Annotated in this window: 19 protein-coding genes, 1 tRNA gene and 1 pseudogene; 12 read left to right on the forward strand and 9 right to left on the reverse strand. The window is 37.0% G+C overall.

What is annotated here, in order from left to right; translation table 11 throughout:
• Positions 1 to 524: 524 nt before the first annotated feature.
• Positions 525 to 1,634 (reverse strand): site-specific integrase, encoded by a 1,110-nt coding sequence (locus D0T84_RS17470; RefSeq protein WP_163309149.1) that lies wholly within the window; start codon positions 1,632 to 1,634, stop codon positions 525 to 527.
• A gap of 509 nt (positions 1,635 to 2,143) precedes the next feature.
• On the opposite strand from D0T84_RS17470, the gene D0T84_RS17475 reads away from it, so the two are divergent.
• From D0T84_RS17475 to D0T84_RS23335, 6 genes and pseudogenes are all read left to right on the forward strand, one after another.
• The gene (locus tag D0T84_RS17475; RefSeq protein ID WP_255495447.1) at positions 2,144 to 3,406 is read left to right on the forward strand and encodes a site-specific integrase; all 1,263 of its coding nucleotides are present in this window, start codon (positions 2,144 to 2,146) and stop codon (positions 3,404 to 3,406) included.
• Positions 3,407 to 3,448: 42 nt separating this feature from the next.
• Positions 3,449 to 4,543: a YhcG family protein gene (locus D0T84_RS17480; RefSeq protein ID WP_163309151.1), complete on the forward strand. Its 1,095-nt coding sequence runs from the start codon at positions 3,449 to 3,451 to the stop codon at positions 4,541 to 4,543.
• A gap of 164 nt (positions 4,544 to 4,707) precedes the next feature.
• Positions 4,708 to 4,821 (forward strand): annotated as a pseudogene (locus D0T84_RS17485) (IS4 family transposase); the annotation flags it as partial.
• Positions 4,822 to 4,868: 47 nt separating this feature from the next.
• Positions 4,869 to 6,533 (forward strand): tannase/feruloyl esterase family alpha/beta hydrolase, encoded by a 1,665-nt coding sequence (locus D0T84_RS17490; RefSeq protein WP_163309152.1) that lies wholly within the window; start codon positions 4,869 to 4,871, stop codon positions 6,531 to 6,533.
• A 56-nt stretch (positions 6,534 to 6,589) separates the two neighbouring features.
• Positions 6,590 to 8,053: a serine hydrolase gene (locus D0T84_RS17495; RefSeq protein ID WP_255495448.1), complete on the forward strand. Its 1,464-nt coding sequence runs from the start codon at positions 6,590 to 6,592 to the stop codon at positions 8,051 to 8,053.
• Between the two features lie 67 nt (positions 8,054 to 8,120).
• Positions 8,121 to 8,501: a GNAT family N-acetyltransferase gene (locus D0T84_RS23335; protein ID WP_163309166.1), complete on the forward strand. Its 381-nt coding sequence runs from the start codon at positions 8,121 to 8,123 to the stop codon at positions 8,499 to 8,501.
• Between the two features lie 59 nt (positions 8,502 to 8,560).
• Here D0T84_RS23335 and D0T84_RS17505 read toward each other — a convergent pair whose 3' ends face one another.
• The 8 genes from D0T84_RS17505 to D0T84_RS17540 form a co-directional block, all read right to left on the reverse strand.
• Complete coding sequence (locus D0T84_RS17505) at positions 8,561 to 8,971, reverse strand: hypothetical protein (protein ID WP_163309154.1); 411 nt, start codon at positions 8,969 to 8,971, stop codon at positions 8,561 to 8,563.
• Positions 8,955 to 9,899, reverse strand: coding sequence for a relaxase/mobilization nuclease domain-containing protein (locus D0T84_RS17510; RefSeq protein ID WP_163309155.1), 945 nt, complete (start codon positions 9,897 to 9,899; stop codon positions 8,955 to 8,957). The genes D0T84_RS17505 and D0T84_RS17510 overlap by 17 nt, the downstream gene beginning before the upstream one ends.
• A gap of 4 nt (positions 9,900 to 9,903) precedes the next feature.
• On the reverse strand, positions 9,904 to 10,203 hold the full coding sequence (locus D0T84_RS17515) for a hypothetical protein (protein ID WP_163309156.1): 300 nt from the start codon (positions 10,201 to 10,203) through the stop codon (positions 9,904 to 9,906).
• 143 nt (positions 10,204 to 10,346) lie between these two features.
• The gene (locus D0T84_RS17520; protein ID WP_255495449.1) at positions 10,347 to 11,348 is read right to left on the reverse strand and encodes a toprim domain-containing protein; all 1,002 of its coding nucleotides are present in this window, start codon (positions 11,346 to 11,348) and stop codon (positions 10,347 to 10,349) included.
• A gap of 236 nt (positions 11,349 to 11,584) precedes the next feature.
• Positions 11,585 to 12,793 (reverse strand): VapE domain-containing protein, encoded by a 1,209-nt coding sequence (locus D0T84_RS17525; protein ID WP_163309157.1) that lies wholly within the window; start codon positions 12,791 to 12,793, stop codon positions 11,585 to 11,587.
• Positions 12,794 to 12,798: 5 nt separating this feature from the next.
• Positions 12,799 to 13,083, reverse strand: a complete 285-nt coding sequence (locus D0T84_RS17530; protein ID WP_163309158.1) for a hypothetical protein — start codon at positions 13,081 to 13,083, stop codon at positions 12,799 to 12,801.
• A 133-nt stretch (positions 13,084 to 13,216) separates the two neighbouring features.
• Positions 13,217 to 13,963 carry a hypothetical protein gene (locus D0T84_RS17535; RefSeq protein ID WP_163309159.1) on the reverse strand — a complete coding sequence of 249 codons (747 nt, stop codon included), beginning with the start codon at positions 13,961 to 13,963 and terminating at the stop codon, positions 13,217 to 13,219.
• Positions 13,964 to 14,145: 182 nt separating this feature from the next.
• Positions 14,146 to 14,219: transfer RNA gene (locus D0T84_RS17540), tRNA-Asp, on the reverse strand.
• Positions 14,220 to 14,555: 336 nt separating this feature from the next.
• On the opposite strand from D0T84_RS17540, the gene D0T84_RS17545 reads away from it, so the two are divergent.
• From D0T84_RS17545 to D0T84_RS17570, 6 genes are all read left to right on the forward strand, one after another.
• The gene (locus tag D0T84_RS17545; protein WP_163309160.1) at positions 14,556 to 15,764 is read left to right on the forward strand and encodes a site-specific integrase; all 1,209 of its coding nucleotides are present in this window, start codon (positions 14,556 to 14,558) and stop codon (positions 15,762 to 15,764) included.
• A 91-nt stretch (positions 15,765 to 15,855) separates the two neighbouring features.
• Positions 15,856 to 17,094 carry a hypothetical protein gene (locus tag D0T84_RS17550; protein ID WP_163309161.1) on the forward strand — a complete coding sequence of 413 codons (1,239 nt, stop codon included), beginning with the start codon at positions 15,856 to 15,858 and terminating at the stop codon, positions 17,092 to 17,094.
• A 70-nt stretch (positions 17,095 to 17,164) separates the two neighbouring features.
• Positions 17,165 to 17,371 carry a hypothetical protein gene (locus D0T84_RS17555; RefSeq protein ID WP_163309162.1) on the forward strand — a complete coding sequence of 69 codons (207 nt, stop codon included), beginning with the start codon at positions 17,165 to 17,167 and terminating at the stop codon, positions 17,369 to 17,371.
• On the forward strand, positions 17,352 to 18,131 hold the full coding sequence (locus D0T84_RS17560; RefSeq protein ID WP_163309163.1) for a hypothetical protein: 780 nt from the start codon (positions 17,352 to 17,354) through the stop codon (positions 18,129 to 18,131). Before D0T84_RS17555 ends, D0T84_RS17560 begins: the two co-directional genes overlap by 20 nt.
• 321 nt (positions 18,132 to 18,452) lie before the next feature.
• A complete protein-coding gene (locus tag D0T84_RS17565; protein ID WP_163309164.1) occupies positions 18,453 to 18,815 on the forward strand; it encodes a hypothetical protein in 363 nt (120 codons plus the stop codon).
• Between the two features lie 117 nt (positions 18,816 to 18,932).
• Positions 18,933 to 20,198, forward strand: coding sequence for a DEAD/DEAH box helicase family protein (locus D0T84_RS17570; RefSeq protein WP_163309165.1), 1,266 nt, complete (start codon positions 18,933 to 18,935; stop codon positions 20,196 to 20,198).
• The last annotated feature ends 2 nt before the right edge of the window (positions 20,199 to 20,200 follow it).

The raw sequence follows: 20,200 nt of genomic DNA on the forward strand, positions 1-20,200 counted from the left end.
ACCCAAACTCTAAAAAAAATAAGCGGATAATTAATGAACTAAAACAATATGGGACTATTGCCGCTTAAAAAAGCTGTTTTTATAACGAACTATTGTTATAAAGCTTCAGAAGTCGAACAATTCATGAAAAGAAAAGGTAGACCGTCGGATGAACCTGAATTAGTTTAAATTTCATATATTAGTAAATAGATAAGCCCGCAGCTTTACGCTGTGGGTTTTTGTTTAGGAAGTTTTTCCTGCACAAGTTAAAGATGCGCATTTGACGGTTAAGCAAGTTCAAGCCTTCGGTTCTCTCAAAAATATTTTTCAAATATTTTCGGTAGAAAACTTGCATAACCTATGCACATCTTATTTTTTGTGCTGGAAAAAGTTTCCTATGTCGGAAGATACAATATGGAAGAAAGAAGCCTATAGTTTTCTTCGACAGAATAATTTTATGTAACTTTGTAAATGAGAGTCGTTCTTTGTCTTTATGCAAAATGGCGCAAATCGCAGAGGTTCGCTGGTTTCTAAATCGTTACCTATCAAAAAAAACAGCCTTGTAACTCGCTTATTCTCAGCCATAAAGTAGATTTTGTATGTCTTGCTACATGAAATGTTAAATTTTTCTCAATTCCGCACACATCTGCTATTTCTTTCAAGTAACTATTCATCTTCTGATTACACATTGTGGGCAAAACTTTCCCGTTCTTCTGCTTACCTCTATATCGTTCTATTATAGATAAAGGAATATCCATAAGAGGAACTGTAATATCTGTTCCGGTCTTTATTCGCTTTTTCATAATCCACAGACGATTATCGAAATTTGTCTTTATATCCTCATATGTCAGTTCGTGAATGTCGGAATAAGCCAATCCCGTGAACGCGGCAAAAACAAATACGTCACGAACATGCCTTAATCGTTCTATAGAGAATTCCTTATCAATAATTGCTTTCAATTCTTCTTCTTTTAGAAAACCTCTATCTGTTTTCTCAAAGTGAATTTTGTAGTTTGCATAAGGATCGACTAATATCCAGCCATTGTTTTTGGCTATATTGATTATCTTCTTCAAGAGTCTCATATTGCGGCCAACAGTATTTGTTTGACACTTACCTTCGACTCTTAGATATGTTTCGAAATCGGTTAGGAAGCTATGACGAATTTCCTTCAATTTAATATCAGACTTGTTATATTTCAAAGAAAGAAAATCCTGAATCTTTTTATAGACACATTTATATTTCTGTAAAATGGCCGGGGAATACTTTGTCCCAACCAGTTTTTCCATCTCATCATTGTGTTGCTTATAAACCTGTAATAGATAAATGGGAACACCATTTGTAGAAGTTGAATTTCCTAAAATAGAATTCTTTAATTCTTCAGCATCTACAATCCCGTTTCGATCAAAAATTTCATCATGTTTCTCATGGAGCAGCATGACATATTTGTCAATAATCCGATTAATATCAGTGGCTTGTTTTGATTTGCCGGAGGCTCTACTCGTGCTTGCATCCCAAATGTTGGGTGTTACACTTGTTTTAATGTTGAAACTTACCCTTTTCTTATTAATCGTTAATCCACAAAAAATAGGGAGGGTGCCATCACTCTTCATTTTGTCTCTACGGACATAAAAAATAACACTAAATGTACTCTTCATAATTACTCATTTTTAAAATTGGACAAAATTATCCACAGCTTGCCGCTTGTGAGTAAATTATGTGATGCCTATAAAGGACGGGGCGATGCCAAATTGTGTTCACCGTGAACTGATATGTATTTCAGTTTCTCGACCTCAAACACTATCTGTTGAATAACAACTTATTAGCAAAAAAAATAAAGGGTGAACACTTTTGTTCGTAGGGTGAACACTTTGGGGGATTACTTTTGTCTTTTAGTGTCCAAATCGTGTCCTATCTTGTCTTAGTACACAAAAAGAAAAACCCTACAATACATTGATATTGTAGGGCTTAACCTATTTTTGTCGCCTCTTGTCGTAGGCTTTTGGCGGTATGGACGGGACTCTATTTGTTTTCTAATAGTTTTCAATACTTTCTAATAGTTGCTGAATATCAGCATTATAAACATTTTAGCTTCTAATATTTTTTGCTTATTTCGAATAGTTTTTATAGATTTGCAACACAAATGCAACACAATAAATTTAGCGGTATGGCAAATTTATATTATCCCTACATCAAACCAAATTATGTCTCCGGAGACGGAAAGACTCCTTTGTATGTGCGCTACAATTACAATCGCACAAAGCGTACACTTATATCTACCGGATATAATATCAAGCCCGACCATTGGGATGATAAAAAGCGTTGGATAAAACGTGCTTGTCCTGAATTTGAAGAGATCGATTCTGCTTTGACGAAAATCACATCGAAGCTGGGTGAGATATTAACCTACGCTAAAGACAACGGTATAGACCCTATTGTGGATTTTGTGTTGCTTGAACTGGAAAAGAACCGAGAGTACGAACAACGCTCTAATCGGGTAAACATGTTCGAAACATTGGAACTTTACATTGAAGAGAAAAAAGGCAAGGTTTCTGCCGACCAGATAAAAGACTATAAATCCTTAAAAAAGCATCTGACCAATTTCAAGGAACATTCATCACAACCTATTACGTTCCGAAATCTCAATCTGAAATTCTATAATGAATTTATGGATTATCTTTTCTACAAGGCGGAGAAGCCAGACGGAACAATTGGCTTACTGACAAACTCTGCTGGAAAGGTTATCCGGCTATTGAAGGGATTCGTTAATTACCAAATAGCCAAAGGGACTATCCCTGCAGTTGACCTTACTCATTTCAAGGTCGTTGAAGAAGAAACCGATGCTATTTACTTAAACGAGAATGAACTTGCTGAGATTTATAAGCTCAGTCTTTCGGACGACAAAGAATTGGAAGAGATTCGAGATGTATTTATCGTAGGGTGTTTCACTGGATTGCGATACAGTGACCTATCCACACTTAGTCCGGAACATATTGATGTTGCCAACGAAACTATCAACCTAAAACAACGTAAAGTTCACAAAGCGGTTATTATTCCGATGATTGACTATGTGCCAGAGATTTTGGAAAAATATGATTATGACCTGCCAAAAATACCCAGCTATAAGTTTAACGAACGCCTGAAAGAACTTGGTAAGAAAGCCAAACTAAAACAAAAGGTAGAGATTGTTCGCAAGAAAGGGAATCTCCGTGTCAAAGAGGTTCATGAGAAATGGGAAATGATGTCTTCGCATACTTGCCGGAGGTCATTCTGTACCAATATGTATCTCTCCGGTTTTCCAGCCGAGGAACTTATGCGAATATCCGGGCATAAAAGCCCAGCAGCATTTATGCGATATATTAAGGTAGACAATATGCAAGCGGCAAACAGATTGAAAGCATTGAGAAACAGCCTGAATAAGCAATCGTAATCCACATGAATTCATTACCTTTGTCCCATAATTCAAAATTCAATGATAGTAAAACATCAAAGTTTCGACCAACTAATTGATAATGTTTATCAAACACATTGTCAATTACAATTAAACGCCAAGAAAGTAGTTAATCTCAATCTAACTATCCGGAACTGGCTGGTTGGCTGTTATATTGTTGAGTTTGAACAAAATGGGGAAGACCGGGCGCAATATGGGACTCGTCTGCTCGAAGAAATGGCGAAGAAGATAAAAGCAAAAGGAATAAAAGGATTGGATGTCAGATCCTTACGTTCTTGTCGTACATTTTATAATACATATCCTCAAATTCGGGGTTCAATAACCCCCGAATTACAAGAACGCTTGCCAATTCCAATTCGGGGGTCAATGACCGCCGAATTACAAGATGAGTATCCAATTTCTCCCGAAACGCTTCTGTCTCAATTGAGTTTTACCCATTTTATAGAACTGATTAGGTTTGATGACCCTCTTGAACGACTATTCTATGAAGTGGAAACAATAAAAAACAATTGGAATGTTAGAGAATTGGAACGTGCCATCAATACAGCTTTATATGTCCGAACTGGCTTGTCTAAAAACAAAGAAACTATTATTAGTAAATTCAAGAATCAAAAACCGGCTCAAAGCATAGATGTTATTCGCGATCCGTACTTCTTGGAATTTCTTGGATTGGAAGAACGTTCGGAATATAGCGAATCAGAATTGGAACAAGCTATCTTAGATCATTTACAAAAATTCCTGATAGAACTCGGTACCGGATTTTGTTTCGAAGCGCGCCAGAAACGAATCACATTTGACAACACTCACTACCGTATCGACTTGGTTTTCTATCATCGTATTCTGAAAAGCCACATTCTGATTGATTTGAAAATTGGCAAGTTTGACCATGCCGATGCTGGGCAAATGAATGTCTATCTGAATTATTATAAAGACAATGAAATGTCGGACGGAGATAATCCCCCTATCGGACTTATCCTTTGCGGAAGCAAAGGCGAGGCTTTGGCGAAATATGCCACTTCCGGTATGGACAATCAACTATTTGTTTCCAAATACTTAGTACAGTTACCCGATAAGAAAGTCTTGGAGAATTTTATCAAAAAGGAAATTGGAGAATAGTTTGTTAAATGCAAAATAATCAATAGTAATTAATTGGAATATACCATTACTGTCCACTAAAAAATGGACGATTAAAAATTAAATAAATTTGGTTCACTTGAACCGCTTCGTTCTTTGATATTTTTGAAATTAGTTTTGTTAAAGAGGTCGCTCAAACAAGTTTTATCCTAAGCATATCACTTACGGACAAAACGCAGCTGACAGACTTGTTCGATAAGACTAAATTCAACGATGTCAAAGAACTCGATTCTCCCCTCATTCCGGGGCTATTTGATTAATATTTAACTCGTCCCAAATTTAACGGGACACTAATGAGTATTTTAGAATGAAAAAGAAATTAATTAACGTAGATATCAAGAGATTTATCCTAACGGTTTACCTTGCCTTTGTGGGATTTCATAGTCAAGAGGCTTTTCCTCAAGCCCAACCTGCAGTACGTTGTAAACCGGCTTCGCAAACAGTCATTGAGCCCAGGAAAAAAGCAGCGGACTTAAACGGTTTGGTCATTCCCTCACAGTTCTTTAAGGAAACCTGTAATGGCGGAGTCGTAGTTTCGGTTGAAACAAAGAAAACAGATGCAGGTACTTTTTACGTAGATGTGATAGGCATCATCCGTCCTGTTGATCCCGATGCCCCAAACATCGAGTGGGAGATGCTGTTGCCAATGCTGTGGAACGGAAGGAGTCTGCAACTTGGAGGAGGAGCCAACAATGGTTCTATCCCTAACGTGCTTGGCGCATCGGCATTCGGTAGCGTGATACCCATCGATGCCGGCTATGTGGTCTATGGAGATGATTCGGGACATCAGTCAGACAGCGGCATGGATGCTTCGTTTGCCTCCAACGAGGAGTCTTTGAACAATTATATCCGGCTACATCTGATCAAGGCTCATGACGCGATGCGCTATGTGGTGAACCATTTTTATGGGCAAGAACCTGTGTTCAATTATTTTGCAGGTTGCTCTACGGGAGGACGCGAAGCTTTAGAATGCGCCACCACTTACGGCAAGTACTACGACGGCATATTCTGCGCGCAACCGGCTTCCAACTATGTACTGGCCCGACTGTGGGGAGCTATCCTCTCACAAGCTGTTTACAAAAGCTATGATCCTGACTCTTATCCACATTCTGACGGATATATTGACGAAGAAACCGTAAGGGGCATACAACAAGATGCACTCTCGCTATACGACAAATGGGATGGAATAGAAGACGGAATGGTCTGCAACATATTCGCAGCCAAGCGTAACCGAGACAACTTCCTGAATATCATCAGAAACAAATACCACCTCACAGATGCCCAAATGGCCACGATAGACATTTATGCCAATGGCTTCAGTTTGGATTATGCCATGAAAAACGGAATGAAAACCTACAAGGGCTGTTCGGCTCTGGAAGGTGGTATGATGGATTTAGGTCCGAGTGAGGTGCCGCGCGAACCGCTTGACACCCGATACAACGTGCATCACGGAGACAGAGCCGACGGCATCTTCAAATATTTCTTCGCCAAAGACCCTACCTGGAAACTTATAGCACATGACTATTTCCATCCTGACGAGAAATTGTACCGTATGCTGATGGACGCTTCAGCACGCTATGATGCCAACAGTCCCGATTTCGATGATTTTATCGCTCACGGCGGAAAGCTTATTTTGTTTTCCGGATGGATGGACATGTCGATGAGCCCTTGGCAATTGATAGAGCAATACAAAGGTTATGTGGATAAATATGGGCAAGAGAAGACCGATGCTTTCTGCAAATTCTACATCATGCCGGATGCAACCCACGGACGAGGCGTGAAAATGGACTATCTTGATTGGCTTGACAGATGGTGCAGCACGGGTCAATATCCGCAAGAAATCCTTTATGCAACCATGCTGAAAACCCAGGGACAGATGCCTATGGCCGAATATCCGGGATGGGTGAAATACACGGGAGGCGACCCTGCTTTGGGTACAAGCTACCGAATTGTCAGACAAGAAAATGAATAATTATTATGAAACGTATTCTTTTAATCTTTTTGACCAGCATATATGCGGTGATGCAGATGTATGGTCAAGTAAATGTTCTGGAACGGTGCACACCCGAATCACAAGGAGTCCCTTCGGATAAGATAACCGCTTTGTTCGATTCGCTGATGGCTTTCCCTGATACGGAGATTCACAGCGTGATGGTACTGAGACATGGGAAAGTCATCGCAGAAATGTATCCGGCACCTTTTAAGGCAGAATATGGCCATCAGTTGTTTTCTTGTTCGAAGACGTTTACTGCTGCTGCGGTAGGTATTGCCATCATGGAAAACCGTTTAAGGCTTGACGACCGACTTGCTGCCTTCTTCCCTGAATTTTTGCCCGACTCCATATCTGCATGGTTAGCCGATATTACAGTCAGAGATCTGCTGACGATGACTTCCGGGTTTGAGCTAGATACGAAGATGCGCACATTTGCTACCCATTGGATAGAGTGGTATTTGCATCATCCTATGGTGGCTGAACCAGGGAAACGTTTCGCATACGACTCTATCAACACGTATTTGCTTTCGGCCATCATTCAACGAGTCACAGGAATGAAAATGATGGACTACCTGCGACAGCACCTTTTCCAACCCTTAGGTATTACTGAGGCTTATTGGGAAGAAAGTCCTGAAGGCATTAATTCGGGAGGTTGGGGCTTGTACTTGCAGCCCGAGTCGTTGGCCAAATTCGGGCAGTTGTTGCTGAACAAAGGGGAGTGGAATGGAATGCAGTTGCTACCAGCGGCATGGGTTGAAGAGATGACAGCTCGACAAGTAGATGTGCCCAATGGCGACGATTACGGATACCAAATGTGGATGTGTGCTTATCCTGGCGCATCGCGTGCAGATGGGGCGTATGGACAATATATCATTGTTATTCCGGATAAAGCAATGGTCATCACCGTCACTCAATGTCTGACAGGCAACGGTGGAAAAGAACAGGGCTATATATGGGACATACTTATGCCTCACGTCTCTGAAACGCCTATTACAGAAAACCTTTCAAACAAATGGGAAAAGAGATGGCGGAAATATTCGCATGCACTACCAAAAGGGAAGGCGTATTCTTCCATGATGAAGAAAATACAGTCAATGGACTTCAATCTGGAGGATAATACATTAGGATGGGCTTCTCTACGTCTTGAATCTGCCAAGAAAGGATTATCCTTTTATATAACCGGTACAGAGGGGAAAGAGACTAAAATTGCTTTAGGTTATCAGAAATGGGAAACCTCTCCCATCTGTTTTTATCCTCCGAATGCTCGTCGATCTACGCTGGGCAGTTTCAGCAATGTGCCCACTCCATTTCTGGTAGGTAGTGCTTACGCATGGATCAGTCGTAATCAGTTGGAAGTCCAGCTCCATTTTGTCAATTGGATGAGTGCGGTCAACTTGGTGTTTGATTTTCAAGGCGACAAGATGCACGTTGATATCCAAAGGAACTTTGATACTTTCTCCACATCCACTCGAAAGAAACTCTATAGTGAACATCATTAGTGTCCTGATTCTAACGGGACACTAATGATTTGCAGTAATAAACTGAAATTTCGTTTTAGAACAGTATATTTCTTCTTATGAACATCCCGATTACTATCGTTGGGCTATTGTTGAGAAAAAATCAGGCATTTGCATTGGACAAATTGCTATTTTTCTAGTAAATGACAAGAACCATTTTTGTGAAATAGAATATGCTTTAGGGAAACAATTCCATAGAAAAGGTTATGCAACCGAAGCGGTAAAAGCAATTTTGGGTTTTTGTTTCAATGAGGTCAATTTCCATAAAGTCCAGGTTTGCCATAAGGAGGGGAATATAGCATCACAAGGGGTTATTCGTAAGTGCAATTTTACATACGAAGGAACTTTGCGTGATTTCTTTTTCATGGAAGGGAAATATGTAGATCGTTTATACTATTCGATGCTTAAAAATGAGTATTTACAGAGATAATAGAATTATATCTAATATAATAAAACCACCTAATGAAGGTGGTTTTATTTATTCTCGCCCTATTGTTTTTTCTCATACATCTGAAACCAATACACCGCTTTCTCTTTCCATTCTCTATATTCATGAATGAAATACCCGGAAAGAAAAGCCGAAACCAAAGTGATTATCCACATCGCAATATACCACTTCAAGCCTTTGGATGGTTGTTTTACCTTTCGGAGCTTACTTTCCATTTCATAGATAAAACTCCGGTTTAATTGCTCAAACTTAGTTGTATCAATGCTAATTCGTTTTTCATAAAGGGTATTCACGCTCTTTTGTATTTTGCTTGCTGTTCCTTCATTTACACGGGATATTTCTCGAAGCTGATCAATTTGCCCTGACAGAATACTATCTACTGTCTCACGGGAAATATTTTCTTTCCCTGCAAACTTATTTCTACGTTTGGAGTTCCTATTGTTGTCGTCCATAATATCGTTTTTTTGGTTTCTTCTTTTTATGTTTCAATGTATTGTCTTCTTCTTCAGGATTGTGCCTATTGGGAGTAAACAAGTCCGCCAATAGCGAAGCTATACCGGAACTTCCTCCTGAATAGGATTGTTGATTGTTCGTATCTTGATTATGGTTCTGTTGAACCTGTTGTAAAGGATTCTCTTTTAGTGAAGAAGAAGAAAAATTCCCCGCAAGCGATCGGAATCCGAACTCCCGTCCGATCTCCGAAGCTTTGAATGTTTGCCCCTCGTAAGTGAATCGGATTCCATAGGTTTTACCTTGTTTATTCTTTGCAGGCTCAATCCCGACACCCTCTTTCTCTAATCCATACAAGAAGCCTTCTAAACTGGTATTTTTGAACAGTTCATAATAAGCAATCTGCTGGAGTTTATCCTTTGCTTGTTGGCGTACCGGGTCTGTATAAGCTTCCTGATGCTCTTTTTGCTTATGAACATCTTTGGCAATCGTTAATCCCATATCACGGCTTATCTCTTCCGCTATCTTTGCCGAACGGTTGCTCATAAAGGTTGTATCGAATACTTTGCCGTCAACTCCGATCCGGTTAGCAATCAAGTGGATATGTGGTTTCCCTGTATCTTTATGCGTACAAGCTATCCACTGATGATTCTGCAATCCCATTTTATTAGCAAATGTCCGGGCAATTTTCATCATATCTCCCGACTTTAGTTTATCTATATCCTGTGGAGATATACCTATCTCATATCGCATATACTTGTTTTTGCATCGGTAGTTGTGCTGATTAACCATTTCAAACTCCCGGAGAATATCGGCAGGTGCATCACTCTCAATCATATTCCTGCCAACTATCTTATCCAGTTTGCCCTCACGCAAGGCGTAGTCAATCGCATTACCTCCGTGTGCTATTGCTTTTCCTTTCCCAATCATATGCTTAAAAGAATCGGTTATACAACTGTCGGGATTGTTCCAGATATTCTGCAATAGCGATTACTAATTGCGGATCTTTGTTCCGTATAAGATTGGCGAGCCGGGCAATGGCATTATTATGTTCTTTCAGTTCCCGGAAGTATGAAATCTCTTCCGGGCTTAGCTTCGGGCTGGCAAGTATCCGGCCAGTTAGACATTGTTGCCGGCAATACTCGGAAAGGGTTACTCCTGACCTTTCAGCCATGCCCTCGATTCTCTCTTTCTCTGATTCCGTACAACGGAACTTTATATAGGTATTTTTCATTTCTTCTCTTCATTATTTAGTTCAAAAAACTGTCGAGAGCGAAGCGATTGCAGTTTCCCCGCCAGCGAAAGCGGTTCAGGCAGCAAGCGCAGTTTGTGGTAACAAACTGACGTCTTGCAATGCACTTCGCACATTAGGTTAGCTTATAAGCTGCGCCCTTTCTTTTTAAGCTTTACAGGCTTTTCCTCCTCACGGCTCGGCAGAGTCAAACGAGTTTGCTCTGCGCTCGCTCCGCAGTGTCGGTTCATTGGAACTTGCCGCTTAATCAGGACGGCGGCTCTATTCTTTTCAGGTTGTTTTTGTAGGTTGGATTTATCCCGCCAGTAATCGTTCAGGTCTTTATGGTCTCGATAGAAAACAGACTGGTCGATTACTTCTTTACAGACCGGGCTTAAACTCTGAACAGCCCGCTTTCCGCCTTCATCGTTATCTAAAAAGGCGTGTATTGTTTGATGGGTTTGAAGAAATGGAATCGCTTTCGGAAGATTGGCGATTGAGTTTAATATTGCCGAATCGATTGTGGGCGAAGCGTTCTGTTTTAATGAAAGACAAGAAAGAAAGTCTATGAAGCCCTCGAATAGCATAACTGCATTGTTACCGTTGTTTATGGTTGTTATATTCTTTGGAGTAGTACTTCCTTTGAAATATCTGTTCCGAAGCTCCCATCCTCCGGCATCGTTCCGAAAGCCGACTGCGAAATAAGGTTTGTCCGCAATGGAATAATGGATTTCCGAACAATGCTGTTTCGCTATGTCGGCATTTATACTCCGTTCTTTCAGGTAATCAAGCAAAGCAGGGTGAGCAAGCGGTTTTATATCCGTAATGGTTAGTGCCGATTCTCGGCTTTCTAGTTTAGGAAAAATAGGCAAAGTGTCATTCCGATGAAAGGAAAAAGAATTTTCCAATTGTCGGAGTGCTTCTGCCAGCGAACAATTTTCCAACTTCATCACGAGGTCAACAATCGAACCGCCCTCATTAGTACCGAAGTCGTACCATAAATCTTTATCATAATCAACTTTGAAACTAGGATTGCTGTCATTCCTCAAAGGGGAGAGATACATTCCGTAATATCCCCGGTCTTTTACCGGATTGATTCCTTTATTTTCAAGATATTGCTTTATACTTATATAATTTGAATTTTTCATTTTCTTATTTTTTAGCTGTTTTACTTACTACACAAACAAATCTATGTATTGAGCTGATAATCAATTGTTTTTATGTAGTATGATTATGTTTTGTAGTAACTACTACTCTGTAGTAAGGTAGTAGGATGAGAGTAAGATGCGGATTTTGCTTCTTACTACGACTTAATCCTTTTTCTTTCACTGGATTATATATGATTGTAGTAAGGTAGTAAGAAGAATAATCCATATCTATATTTCTATATATCACGGTCGAAGAATGGATTCGGCTTGATTTTCTTTATCCGGTAGCATTGAACCGGATTACCTCCTTTCGTCAATCGCTTGGAAAGCCGTTCAAATTCAGCTTTACGCAGAGCTTCGCCCATTCGCTTTTCGGACAGTTTTACCAAAGTGTATGCCTGTAAGTAGCTTAATACCTCCGAAGTAGTCATATAACATTCTTCATCGGCTTCCGGCTTCTCGAATCCTTTCAGTAGCATTTCATATTCGGTAGTCTGTACGTGGAATTGTTGGCTAAGCCTGTGCAGCTCCGTAATTTCTTCCTCGACAAACCAATAGCGATAGCCATTATCCAAAAGCCACATCACTTCGGAGAATACATTATCCATATTGATTTGCTCCGCTGTTTTGATGTCGATACTGATAACCTCGAACGGCAAGAACCTACGACTGCCAGTCGGATCAGTCAGAAAATCATTACCATTGACCGATGCCATGAAGCTGGCTAAATGTGGATATTCTTCAATATACACATCATAAGGACGACGATATTTAACAGCCGGAGTCGTTATCAGATTCTTTAATTCGTTTTCGTCCCGCTTATTCAGGGCTTTTAACTGGTCATCGATATTGATAAACAGGTATTCGGCAATCATCGTCAATACATCTTTATTCTGCGGGTCTATCTTTCCGGTAAACAGATAACTTTTTAGCGACTGCGGACAAAGGTGGTCTAGCCATGTTGTCTTGAACCGTCCCTGTTCTCCGGTTAATACCAAACAAGTATGATTCTGACAACCTACATCTTCCAGCGCATTGGCACCAACGCCTATTAACCATTTGGTAAGATATTCGTCCCATTTATCAGGATTGCCGGTGGTTACGGTCTGCGCTAATTGGAGGATGTATTGATTCACTTCAGGTTGAAGACGAGGCAATTGCCGAAAATAGTCTTTTACCGGATGCACCTTTGGCGAAAAGTCGCTTTCGAGGATAGTTCGAATATTGTCTGCCGATGTAGAAATGCCCAGCTCTGTATCAATCCGTCGTTTGAAAGAATTGAGGGCAAACTTGGTAACAGGCTGAAACGGATTATTGTCATTCTTTGTGTGATACTCCGGTTTGGATTTTATCACATTAAAACGGAAATCGTATTTCTCCTGCAAGTATGCCTCAATCCGCTCATTTTTGGATTGACGGACAGAAGAATCTGTTTTCTCTTTCATCGGGATCAAGATTCTTCTGTCGTTCTACATCTATTTAGGATAAAGTTTAAAATCTCCTCTTTATCATAGAAAACCAGCTTCTCCCCAAAGCGGTATTCTTTGTAATAACCGAGCCGGGCGTATTTACGGACAGTGGGCGCAGAGGCTTTTAGAAGTTTGGTTGCCTCTTTCATCTTGATTAGGTTACTTATCGCCTTATCAACAGGCGACGCTTGTTCTTCGAGAATACTGTTCTCAACAGCTTCCTCATTTTCTGATTTTAGCCAGAATTTTTTAAACGCTTTTCGCATAATTCGCATTTTTGAGATTAATTACTAATGTTTGCCTTGTGGCAAATTCACGGTGCGAATGTAGCGAGTGCAAAAAGCGATGGGGTACCCCAAAGGACACCCCAAAAATCAGATTATCAAGATGTTTTTGAAATTATTCTTCTATAGAATTTCTTAATTCATTGATTTCATTGAGGATTAGCGTCTTCTCCTTTTCTAATCCGAGATATTCTAACTGCTCAACAATATATGTATAGTCCTTGATTCGTGCCTTGATTTCTCCTTTGACGAGCAATTCCTTGTTGTTAGTCTTCAAAATTTTATAGGTATTTGTATTGGCAATATCCTTAGTATTAGGTTCGACTTCTAATAAATTGCGGATAAAACGGGCTTTGTCAGAATTGCTTGCATCCACCTTACAGACACGAAATAGACTCTCAAATAACAGAATCTTTTGACGAAGTGTTACAGAGAACTTGGATTTGGCATGATTATCAGAAGTAGTTTCTTCGTTTTGTGCCTCTATAACTTGTGCCTGAAACAAGTCATATTCGCTTTTAAGGTTCAAGTAGTCTGAATAACTGAACTTTCCGGAAAAATACCGTTCAACCTTTTCCTTGTGGTTCTCGATGATATTACAGACACGATTGGCAACGGTCAATTCTTCCGAACTAGCCTTTCTCTCAAGGGAACGTTTGTAGGCGAATAAAAAATCATCAGCGAAGACGCTGTATAGTTTCTTTCCTTCTCTAACAGATTTATATGCCCGATACGCACGTTTTAGTACCCTATATTGATAATCAAACGGCATATATAATACCGGATGCTTTTTCAGAAAATAGATATATAGCAGAAATAACACAATTTCCGCAAGGATGAAAACGATAAGCCAAATTCCCATATATAATCAACAGACAGAATAGCTGTCCGTTCTGCAAAAATAATTATTTTGTTTATAATTTCGGATATTTTTCTGTATTCCACAATAACGGGAAAGGAATGGGACAAGAGCAAATTTGCAACACAAGCGCAATACAGCGAAAAATAAAAGCCTGACAATCAAGTGATTATCAGGCCTTAGGGCGGTATGGACGGGACTCGAACCCGCGACCCCCTGCGTGACAGGCAGGTATTCTAACCAGCTGAACTACCACACCATTTTTGAGGCTGCATTATCTCTCAAATGCGATGCAAAGATAGGATAAGGATTTCAATCCTGCAATAGCTTTGAGAAGATTTTTTAAAGAGAATTTGCAAATAGCTGTTTATCAGAGTGGTAAAAATAGTGTTTTCTTGAGATCTTTTATAGAAAACAGATTTGAGCAACTTGCCTTAGTCGTGAAAATTAGAAGTTTATCATTTCAATATTAAAATTACAGGAAAATTATATTGATTTTTCAGTAAAATGTTTGAACCATGAAAATGGCTTGAATAGAGGGTTTTAAGTATTTTGTTTTAACCAGTGTTTTAACCATGATTCAACCAAAAGAATCATGAGTACAACAGTAAATGTAATTTGTTTTAGAGGAAAAAAGTTATCAAATGGAGAAAGTCCTATAATGATTAGAATCTGTAAGGACAGAAAAACTAAGTACAAAAGTTTAGGCATATCAGTAAAACCAGACTATTGGGACTTCAATAAAAATCAACCCAAAACAAATTGTCCTAATAGAGTTTACATTGAAAAGATAATCATAGATAAAAAGTCTGAATATCAAAAGAAAATCCTAGAACTAAAAGCGGAAGAAAAAGAATTTACAGCATCTACTCTTATAAAGCCAAAGGTTAGACAGACGCTAAAAACTGTACAGGAGTTCTATAATGAATTAGTGCAAGAAATGGAATTAGCAGGTAAAATAGGCAATTCCAGAGTTTACAAAGACTCTCTAAGGTCTTTAGAAGTATATTATAAGAACAAATTGGATATACCATTCTCTGATATTGATATGGAGTTTCTATTAGGCTATGAGAAGTTTCTTAGACTAAAAGACTGCAAGGAAAACTCAATGAACTTATACTTTAGGACATTGAGAAGTACATATAACAAAGCCATTGAGAGAAAACATGCTAAAAGAGAGACATACCCTTTCGATGACTTTAAAGTGTCTAAATTCAGCATCAAAACAGAGAAAAGGGCTATATCTAAGGATAATGTAAAAGTCATAATGAATACTGACCTATCTAAAGAGAAAGAATATGTACAGTTAAGCAGGGATTTATTTGTATTTAGTTACTTATGCGGTGGTATTAGTTTCTCTGATATGGCTAATCTAAAACAGTCTAATATAACAAATGACAGGCTTATGTATGTAAGACAAAAAACACATAGGAAAATAAATGTACCTATATCGGATGAAGCTAAAGAGATTATAAAGAAATATATTGATTCTAACAATGAGTATATCTTTCCTATTCTTAATCATACCATACATAAAACTAAGATGCAGCAATATAACAGGAAGAAGAAAGTCATATTGAAAGTGAATAGGTATTTAAAGAAAATATCACAGATAACAAGCATTGAAGTGAATCTCACTACCTATGTTAGCAGACACAGTTATGCAACTGTATTGAAGAACTCTGGCGTAAATATCGCTTTGATTGGAGAAACTTTAGGACATAGCGATTTAAAGACTACTCAAATTTATTTAGATAGCTTTGAAAACAGCCAAATTGATGAAGCAATGAAGAATTTGTTGTAACCCAATGATTTATTTAGGAGAATAGCATAATATTCTCCTTTTTATTATTATTTTTGTTAAAATGAGTAATTAACAAAAAAAACCTAAAGGTATGGCTGACTTTAGTATTAAACATGTTTTAAAATCACAATTAAATGATGATGGATTATCGGTTCAAGAGTTACTAGAACTATTGGATAGGGAAGATGATTTAATTAAAGCTTTATTAAAAGCCTTAAAGATAGATAAACTAGAAAAGGATTTCATAAATATTACTGGAGCTAGAAAGTTAGTAGAAATCCAAAAAGGTATTAATGAAAGATTTTATAAAGAAGACCTCATTAGTTCATTGAATGACATTGATGTTCATAATGATGAAGATTTTATATTGCAATTTAATAATCTTTCAGAGAATGAGTATTTTACGGAATTAGGCATGACTTCTTTGGAAGCAAAAACCAAATATTCATCAAAAAGCGATTTCTTTTCTTGGTTATATGGCATGGATAAATATGCTAGTGAGTTAATGAAAAATGAATTGAGTGATATTTTATTATACAATCTTGAACTACTAAAACAAAAAGAAAAAGGAAAAGAAAATCGTAAATATAGAATATTACATGATCTTCATAATGATGATTTATTTGTTCGTGCTATTATTTCATTAAGCAGGTATAATAATTATGATAACAATGTAACAATTGTAATTGCTTTATTAACACTTCATTCCAGAATGAAAGAGTTAGGCGTTACCTATTCTTTAAATAGAATTGAATATAATGAATCATATATTCGGATTTTTGTTGAAGAGGACAATAAAAGAGAATTGAAAGGACTTGGATATATAAAAAATATTATTGAAGTTTCCAATGATGAAGTAAAGCGAGAAGCATTAAAATTTGATGCTATAAGTAATATAGAATTTGTCGATTCAGAAAAAAAACTTCAAGAAATTATTATTCAACCATTAGGGTCTAGACCCAAAATAAAAAGTAATATTTTAGCAATAGCACACAGTACAACACCTCAAACGTTTGTAGAAAAATTGGTTGAAATAGAGAATTCGGCAAAAATACATGATGACTTATTTAATTTGATTAGTGAAATTGCAAAAATTACTAATCCATTACAAATAATTCATTTAGTTAGAAAAAAGGTTGATGCGGCAAGAAATGAAGGATTTAAAAAATACAAACATAATGTTCAAAAAATGCTAGATAATCATACAGTTACAAATATGATACAGCTTTTAAGCTTATTTAAAAAGATGGATCTATTAACAGAGAATGATATTGAAGCAAGTGAATATATTCGTTTTATTATCTATGAATCATTAATAGAAAGAAAATAATTTAAAATAGAATAGACCGTTTCTTATCCGAAGCGGTCTTATTTTTTACATTTGTCAAAACTTTATCCTTATGTCAGAAGAATCAATATTTTATATCCAATCCTTTTTTCTACAAGAAATAGAACCCTTATTGCAGCAATATTATGACTTTGATTCTTCAATGCTAATAGATGAAATCAAACATATAGTTGAAAATAGCGGAATAGATTATATAACTATCGAAAACGGAATAGCAAAAGCAGACTATCAGAAAACAGATGTTTTTCACAAACTCTGATTATCCATATAAAGACATAGCAGACGAACACCCTCAATATTTTAATTTTGAAGGAGAAGATAAGGAAAGAATTAAAAAAGACTATCTTGTATATCTCTGTTTAGACTATATGGGTTACATCTATTACAAACAGAAAAACAACCTATTTAATAACTCCATACTTATAGAAGCATTTGACTTAGAATATAAATCAGTCCTTCATAATTCTATTTATCCAGAAATGCTATCTCTATACAGGATAATACTAGAATCAAAGAAGTATAAACACAAAGGGGATAAAATAACACTTACCTACAAACAGGACAAAATAGATATAAATACAGCAGCATGGTTTCTGGATGATATGGAAGAATATTTTAAAAACCGCTTTCCAGACCTCACACTAGAAAAGATAAACAAACTGTTACCCCCTAAAGGAAAAGCAGGAAGAAAATCAAAAGACCCTTATACAATGATTATAATATGGGGAACATATCAACTATTATACAACCACCATTTACAATTCAAAGATTTCAAAGTAAAAATAAGTAATGAGATTTGCGAATTTATCCTTAAATACCTAGACTATTTACATATAGAAAATGAATTTACAGTTATTGATATTAGGGATAACTTAAAAGATATGATTAAACGCAATTATACTCCTAAATGGAATCTACCTTGGCGCACTACCTTTTCAGAAATTAAGGAAAAACAACCAGAAAACGAACTTGAAAGACTAAACCAACCACTAAGAAAATATAACCTATCCAATCTGTAATAAATAGGATAATCGCATAATTTACAGCATTTTATATTTAAAGGAGTAATTGACCTCAATTTTGGGTTTAATTACTCCTTTCCTATGCTTTGCCCTCTCCATACATTTGTATTGTCAAACGGTTGCGCAACTTACTGACAAAGTAAAATAAATCAATAATTAAAAAGAATTACAAAAATGGAAAAGAATCAAATTTCAGTATCAGAGGGTTTAAATTTCAAATTAAACATTGATTTAAGTAACGTTGAAGAATCAGAAAGATTGAGTAACCAACCATCATTAGAAATGTTCGACAGGCTTATTAAAATGGGTTATTACTTTATGATTCAACCGAAAACAAACAGTAAAGGAGAAGCATATATGTGGGTAATCGCAACGAAGAAAGGAGAAGACAGAGAAAGTTTCTCACTCTATGTAAACGACCAGATTCTTAACTATGTGATTACTTCTTTAACAGGGCGTGAATGTACAATTTCGGGAATCAATGCAGATGGACTACAAGATTTCAATGATAAAGTAAAGAATCTTGAATTTGAGTTGTATCTCGCAGAAAAGGCACAAGGCAAGACAATGAATAATACCCATACCACCACAGGGCAAACAGTTTCAAGTTACTACAACAAAGGGGTTATTATTTACAAGCCTTACCGTAATCCAGAACTAAAAGCGCACCTTAACGCTTAATCTCCAATCTAAGGGCGGGCAATTCCCGCCTGCCCTTTCTTTCAATTAACATATTAAATAATCAAGGTACATAATAATGTATCAAGCTATTTATGTGCCTTATAAAACATTTAAATTATGATGAATTCAAAATTAGGTATAGATTTTCAAGACCAAATGTATTATGAATTAAATACAGAATATTTAGAAATAAATGAAGGTCAATTTTTAGAAGATGTGATAAAAGAGATACCCACAAATACAATCCTTTCAAAAACTTTACCCGGACTTGGTGCTACTACTTTAGAAATTAAATCCAAAAGACATTCTATTATTATTGAGCCTAATGTTCCTGTAATCAAAGGAAAAGAGAGAAAACATAAAGGGGATTTATTCGGAGTATATGAAGGCGTAACAACTGATAATGTAATTGATTATTTGTTACAACCATTAAAAGAAGGAAAATTCAAAAAGCTAATGACTACCCCCGAAAGTTTCTTTAAAGTAATCAGGGCAATGAACGCCTTACAAATAGACTATTATAAAGATTATATGTTACTGTTTGACGAGTGCGATAAGATTATAAAAGATATAAGTTACAGAAGTACAATAGCTTTCCCGATTGAAGATTTTTTCCTGTTTGAGAATAAGGCTTTTGTTTCTGCAACTCCTATCTTACCCAGCGACCCACGTTTCCAGAATCAGAATTTTGAAGTAATAAAAATCAAACCTCTATTTGATTATAAAAAGAAAATGCAGCTAGTTACTACAAACAATGTCGTTTCTGTTTTTCGTAAACTATTGGAGATGTGCCAAAATAATAATAAGCCATTGTGTATATTCTTAAACTCAACCGATACAATACATTCTATTATAGATAAGTTCGGGTTAAAAGAACAATCGCAAGTTTTTTGCTCTAAAGATAGTGTTGATAAACTAAAGCAAATAGATAAGAGTATTAATGCTTATTCTAATCTGGAATTAGATAAAAAAGGAAATACTAAATTATTCCAATACAACTTCTTTACTAGCCGTTTCTTTTCTGCCGTTGATATTGATTTGGATATACAACCTATTGTTGTAATCATATCAGATTTATTTTATGCTAAACACTCTATGATAGACCCCGAAACAGAAGCAATACAAATAATAGGGCGTTTCCGTAATGGAGTTAATTCGATTATTCACTTATCAAATACAGATAGGAAACTGACATCTAAAACACCAGAGCAATTAACTAGCTATTTAGACGGATGCCACGAAATATATATACAACTCAAAAGACTATTCCAGAGTGCAACAGAAGAAGGGTGCATATTCCGGCGATACCCACCCAGTGATTCCGGTGATACCCACCCACTCACTGTGCAAATTAGTCTGACAAAATTACCGTTTTTTTCTTAAGC

Source organism: Dysgonomonas sp. 521, from assembly GCF_010501055.1.
GTDB lineage: Bacteria > Bacteroidota > Bacteroidia > Bacteroidales > Dysgonomonadaceae > Dysgonomonas.

Coding starts and splice junctions, on each gene's coding strand:
- D0T84_RS17470 (WP_163309149.1), bottom strand. CDS start 1,634: ATGAAGAGTACATTTAGTGTTATTTTTTATGTCCGTAGAGACAAAATG.
- D0T84_RS17555 (WP_163309162.1), top strand. CDS start 17,165: ATGTCAGAAGAATCAATATTTTATATCCAATCCTTTTTTCTACAAGAA.
- D0T84_RS17505 (WP_163309154.1), bottom strand. CDS start 8,971: ATGGACGACAACAATAGGAACTCCAAACGTAGAAATAAGTTTGCAGGG.
- D0T84_RS17530 (WP_163309158.1), bottom strand. CDS start 13,083: ATGCGAAAAGCGTTTAAAAAATTCTGGCTAAAATCAGAAAATGAGGAA.
- D0T84_RS17475 (WP_255495447.1), top strand. CDS start 2,144: ATGGCAAATTTATATTATCCCTACATCAAACCAAATTATGTCTCCGGA.
- D0T84_RS17570 (WP_163309165.1), top strand. CDS start 18,933: ATGATGAATTCAAAATTAGGTATAGATTTTCAAGACCAAATGTATTAT.
- D0T84_RS17525 (WP_163309157.1), bottom strand. CDS start 12,793: ATGAAAGAGAAAACAGATTCTTCTGTCCGTCAATCCAAAAATGAGCGG.
- D0T84_RS17490 (WP_163309152.1), top strand. CDS start 4,869: ATGAAAAAGAAATTAATTAACGTAGATATCAAGAGATTTATCCTAACG.
- D0T84_RS17480 (WP_163309151.1), top strand. CDS start 3,449: ATGATAGTAAAACATCAAAGTTTCGACCAACTAATTGATAATGTTTAT.
- D0T84_RS17545 (WP_163309160.1), top strand. CDS start 14,556: ATGAGTACAACAGTAAATGTAATTTGTTTTAGAGGAAAAAAGTTATCA.
- D0T84_RS17550 (WP_163309161.1), top strand. CDS start 15,856: ATGGCTGACTTTAGTATTAAACATGTTTTAAAATCACAATTAAATGAT.
- D0T84_RS17535 (WP_163309159.1), bottom strand. CDS start 13,963: ATGGGAATTTGGCTTATCGTTTTCATCCTTGCGGAAATTGTGTTATTT.
- D0T84_RS17565 (WP_163309164.1), top strand. CDS start 18,453: ATGATTCAACCGAAAACAAACAGTAAAGGAGAAGCATATATGTGGGTA.
- D0T84_RS17515 (WP_163309156.1), bottom strand. CDS start 10,203: ATGAAAAATACCTATATAAAGTTCCGTTGTACGGAATCAGAGAAAGAG.
- D0T84_RS17510 (WP_163309155.1), bottom strand. CDS start 9,899: ATGATTGGGAAAGGAAAAGCAATAGCACACGGAGGTAATGCGATTGAC.
- D0T84_RS17495 (WP_255495448.1), top strand. CDS start 6,590: ATGTATGGTCAAGTAAATGTTCTGGAACGGTGCACACCCGAATCACAA.
- D0T84_RS17520 (WP_255495449.1), bottom strand. CDS start 11,348: ATGAAAAATTCAAATTATATAAGTATAAAGCAATATCTTGAAAATAAA.
- D0T84_RS17560 (WP_163309163.1), top strand. CDS start 17,352: ATGTTTTTCACAAACTCTGATTATCCATATAAAGACATAGCAGACGAA.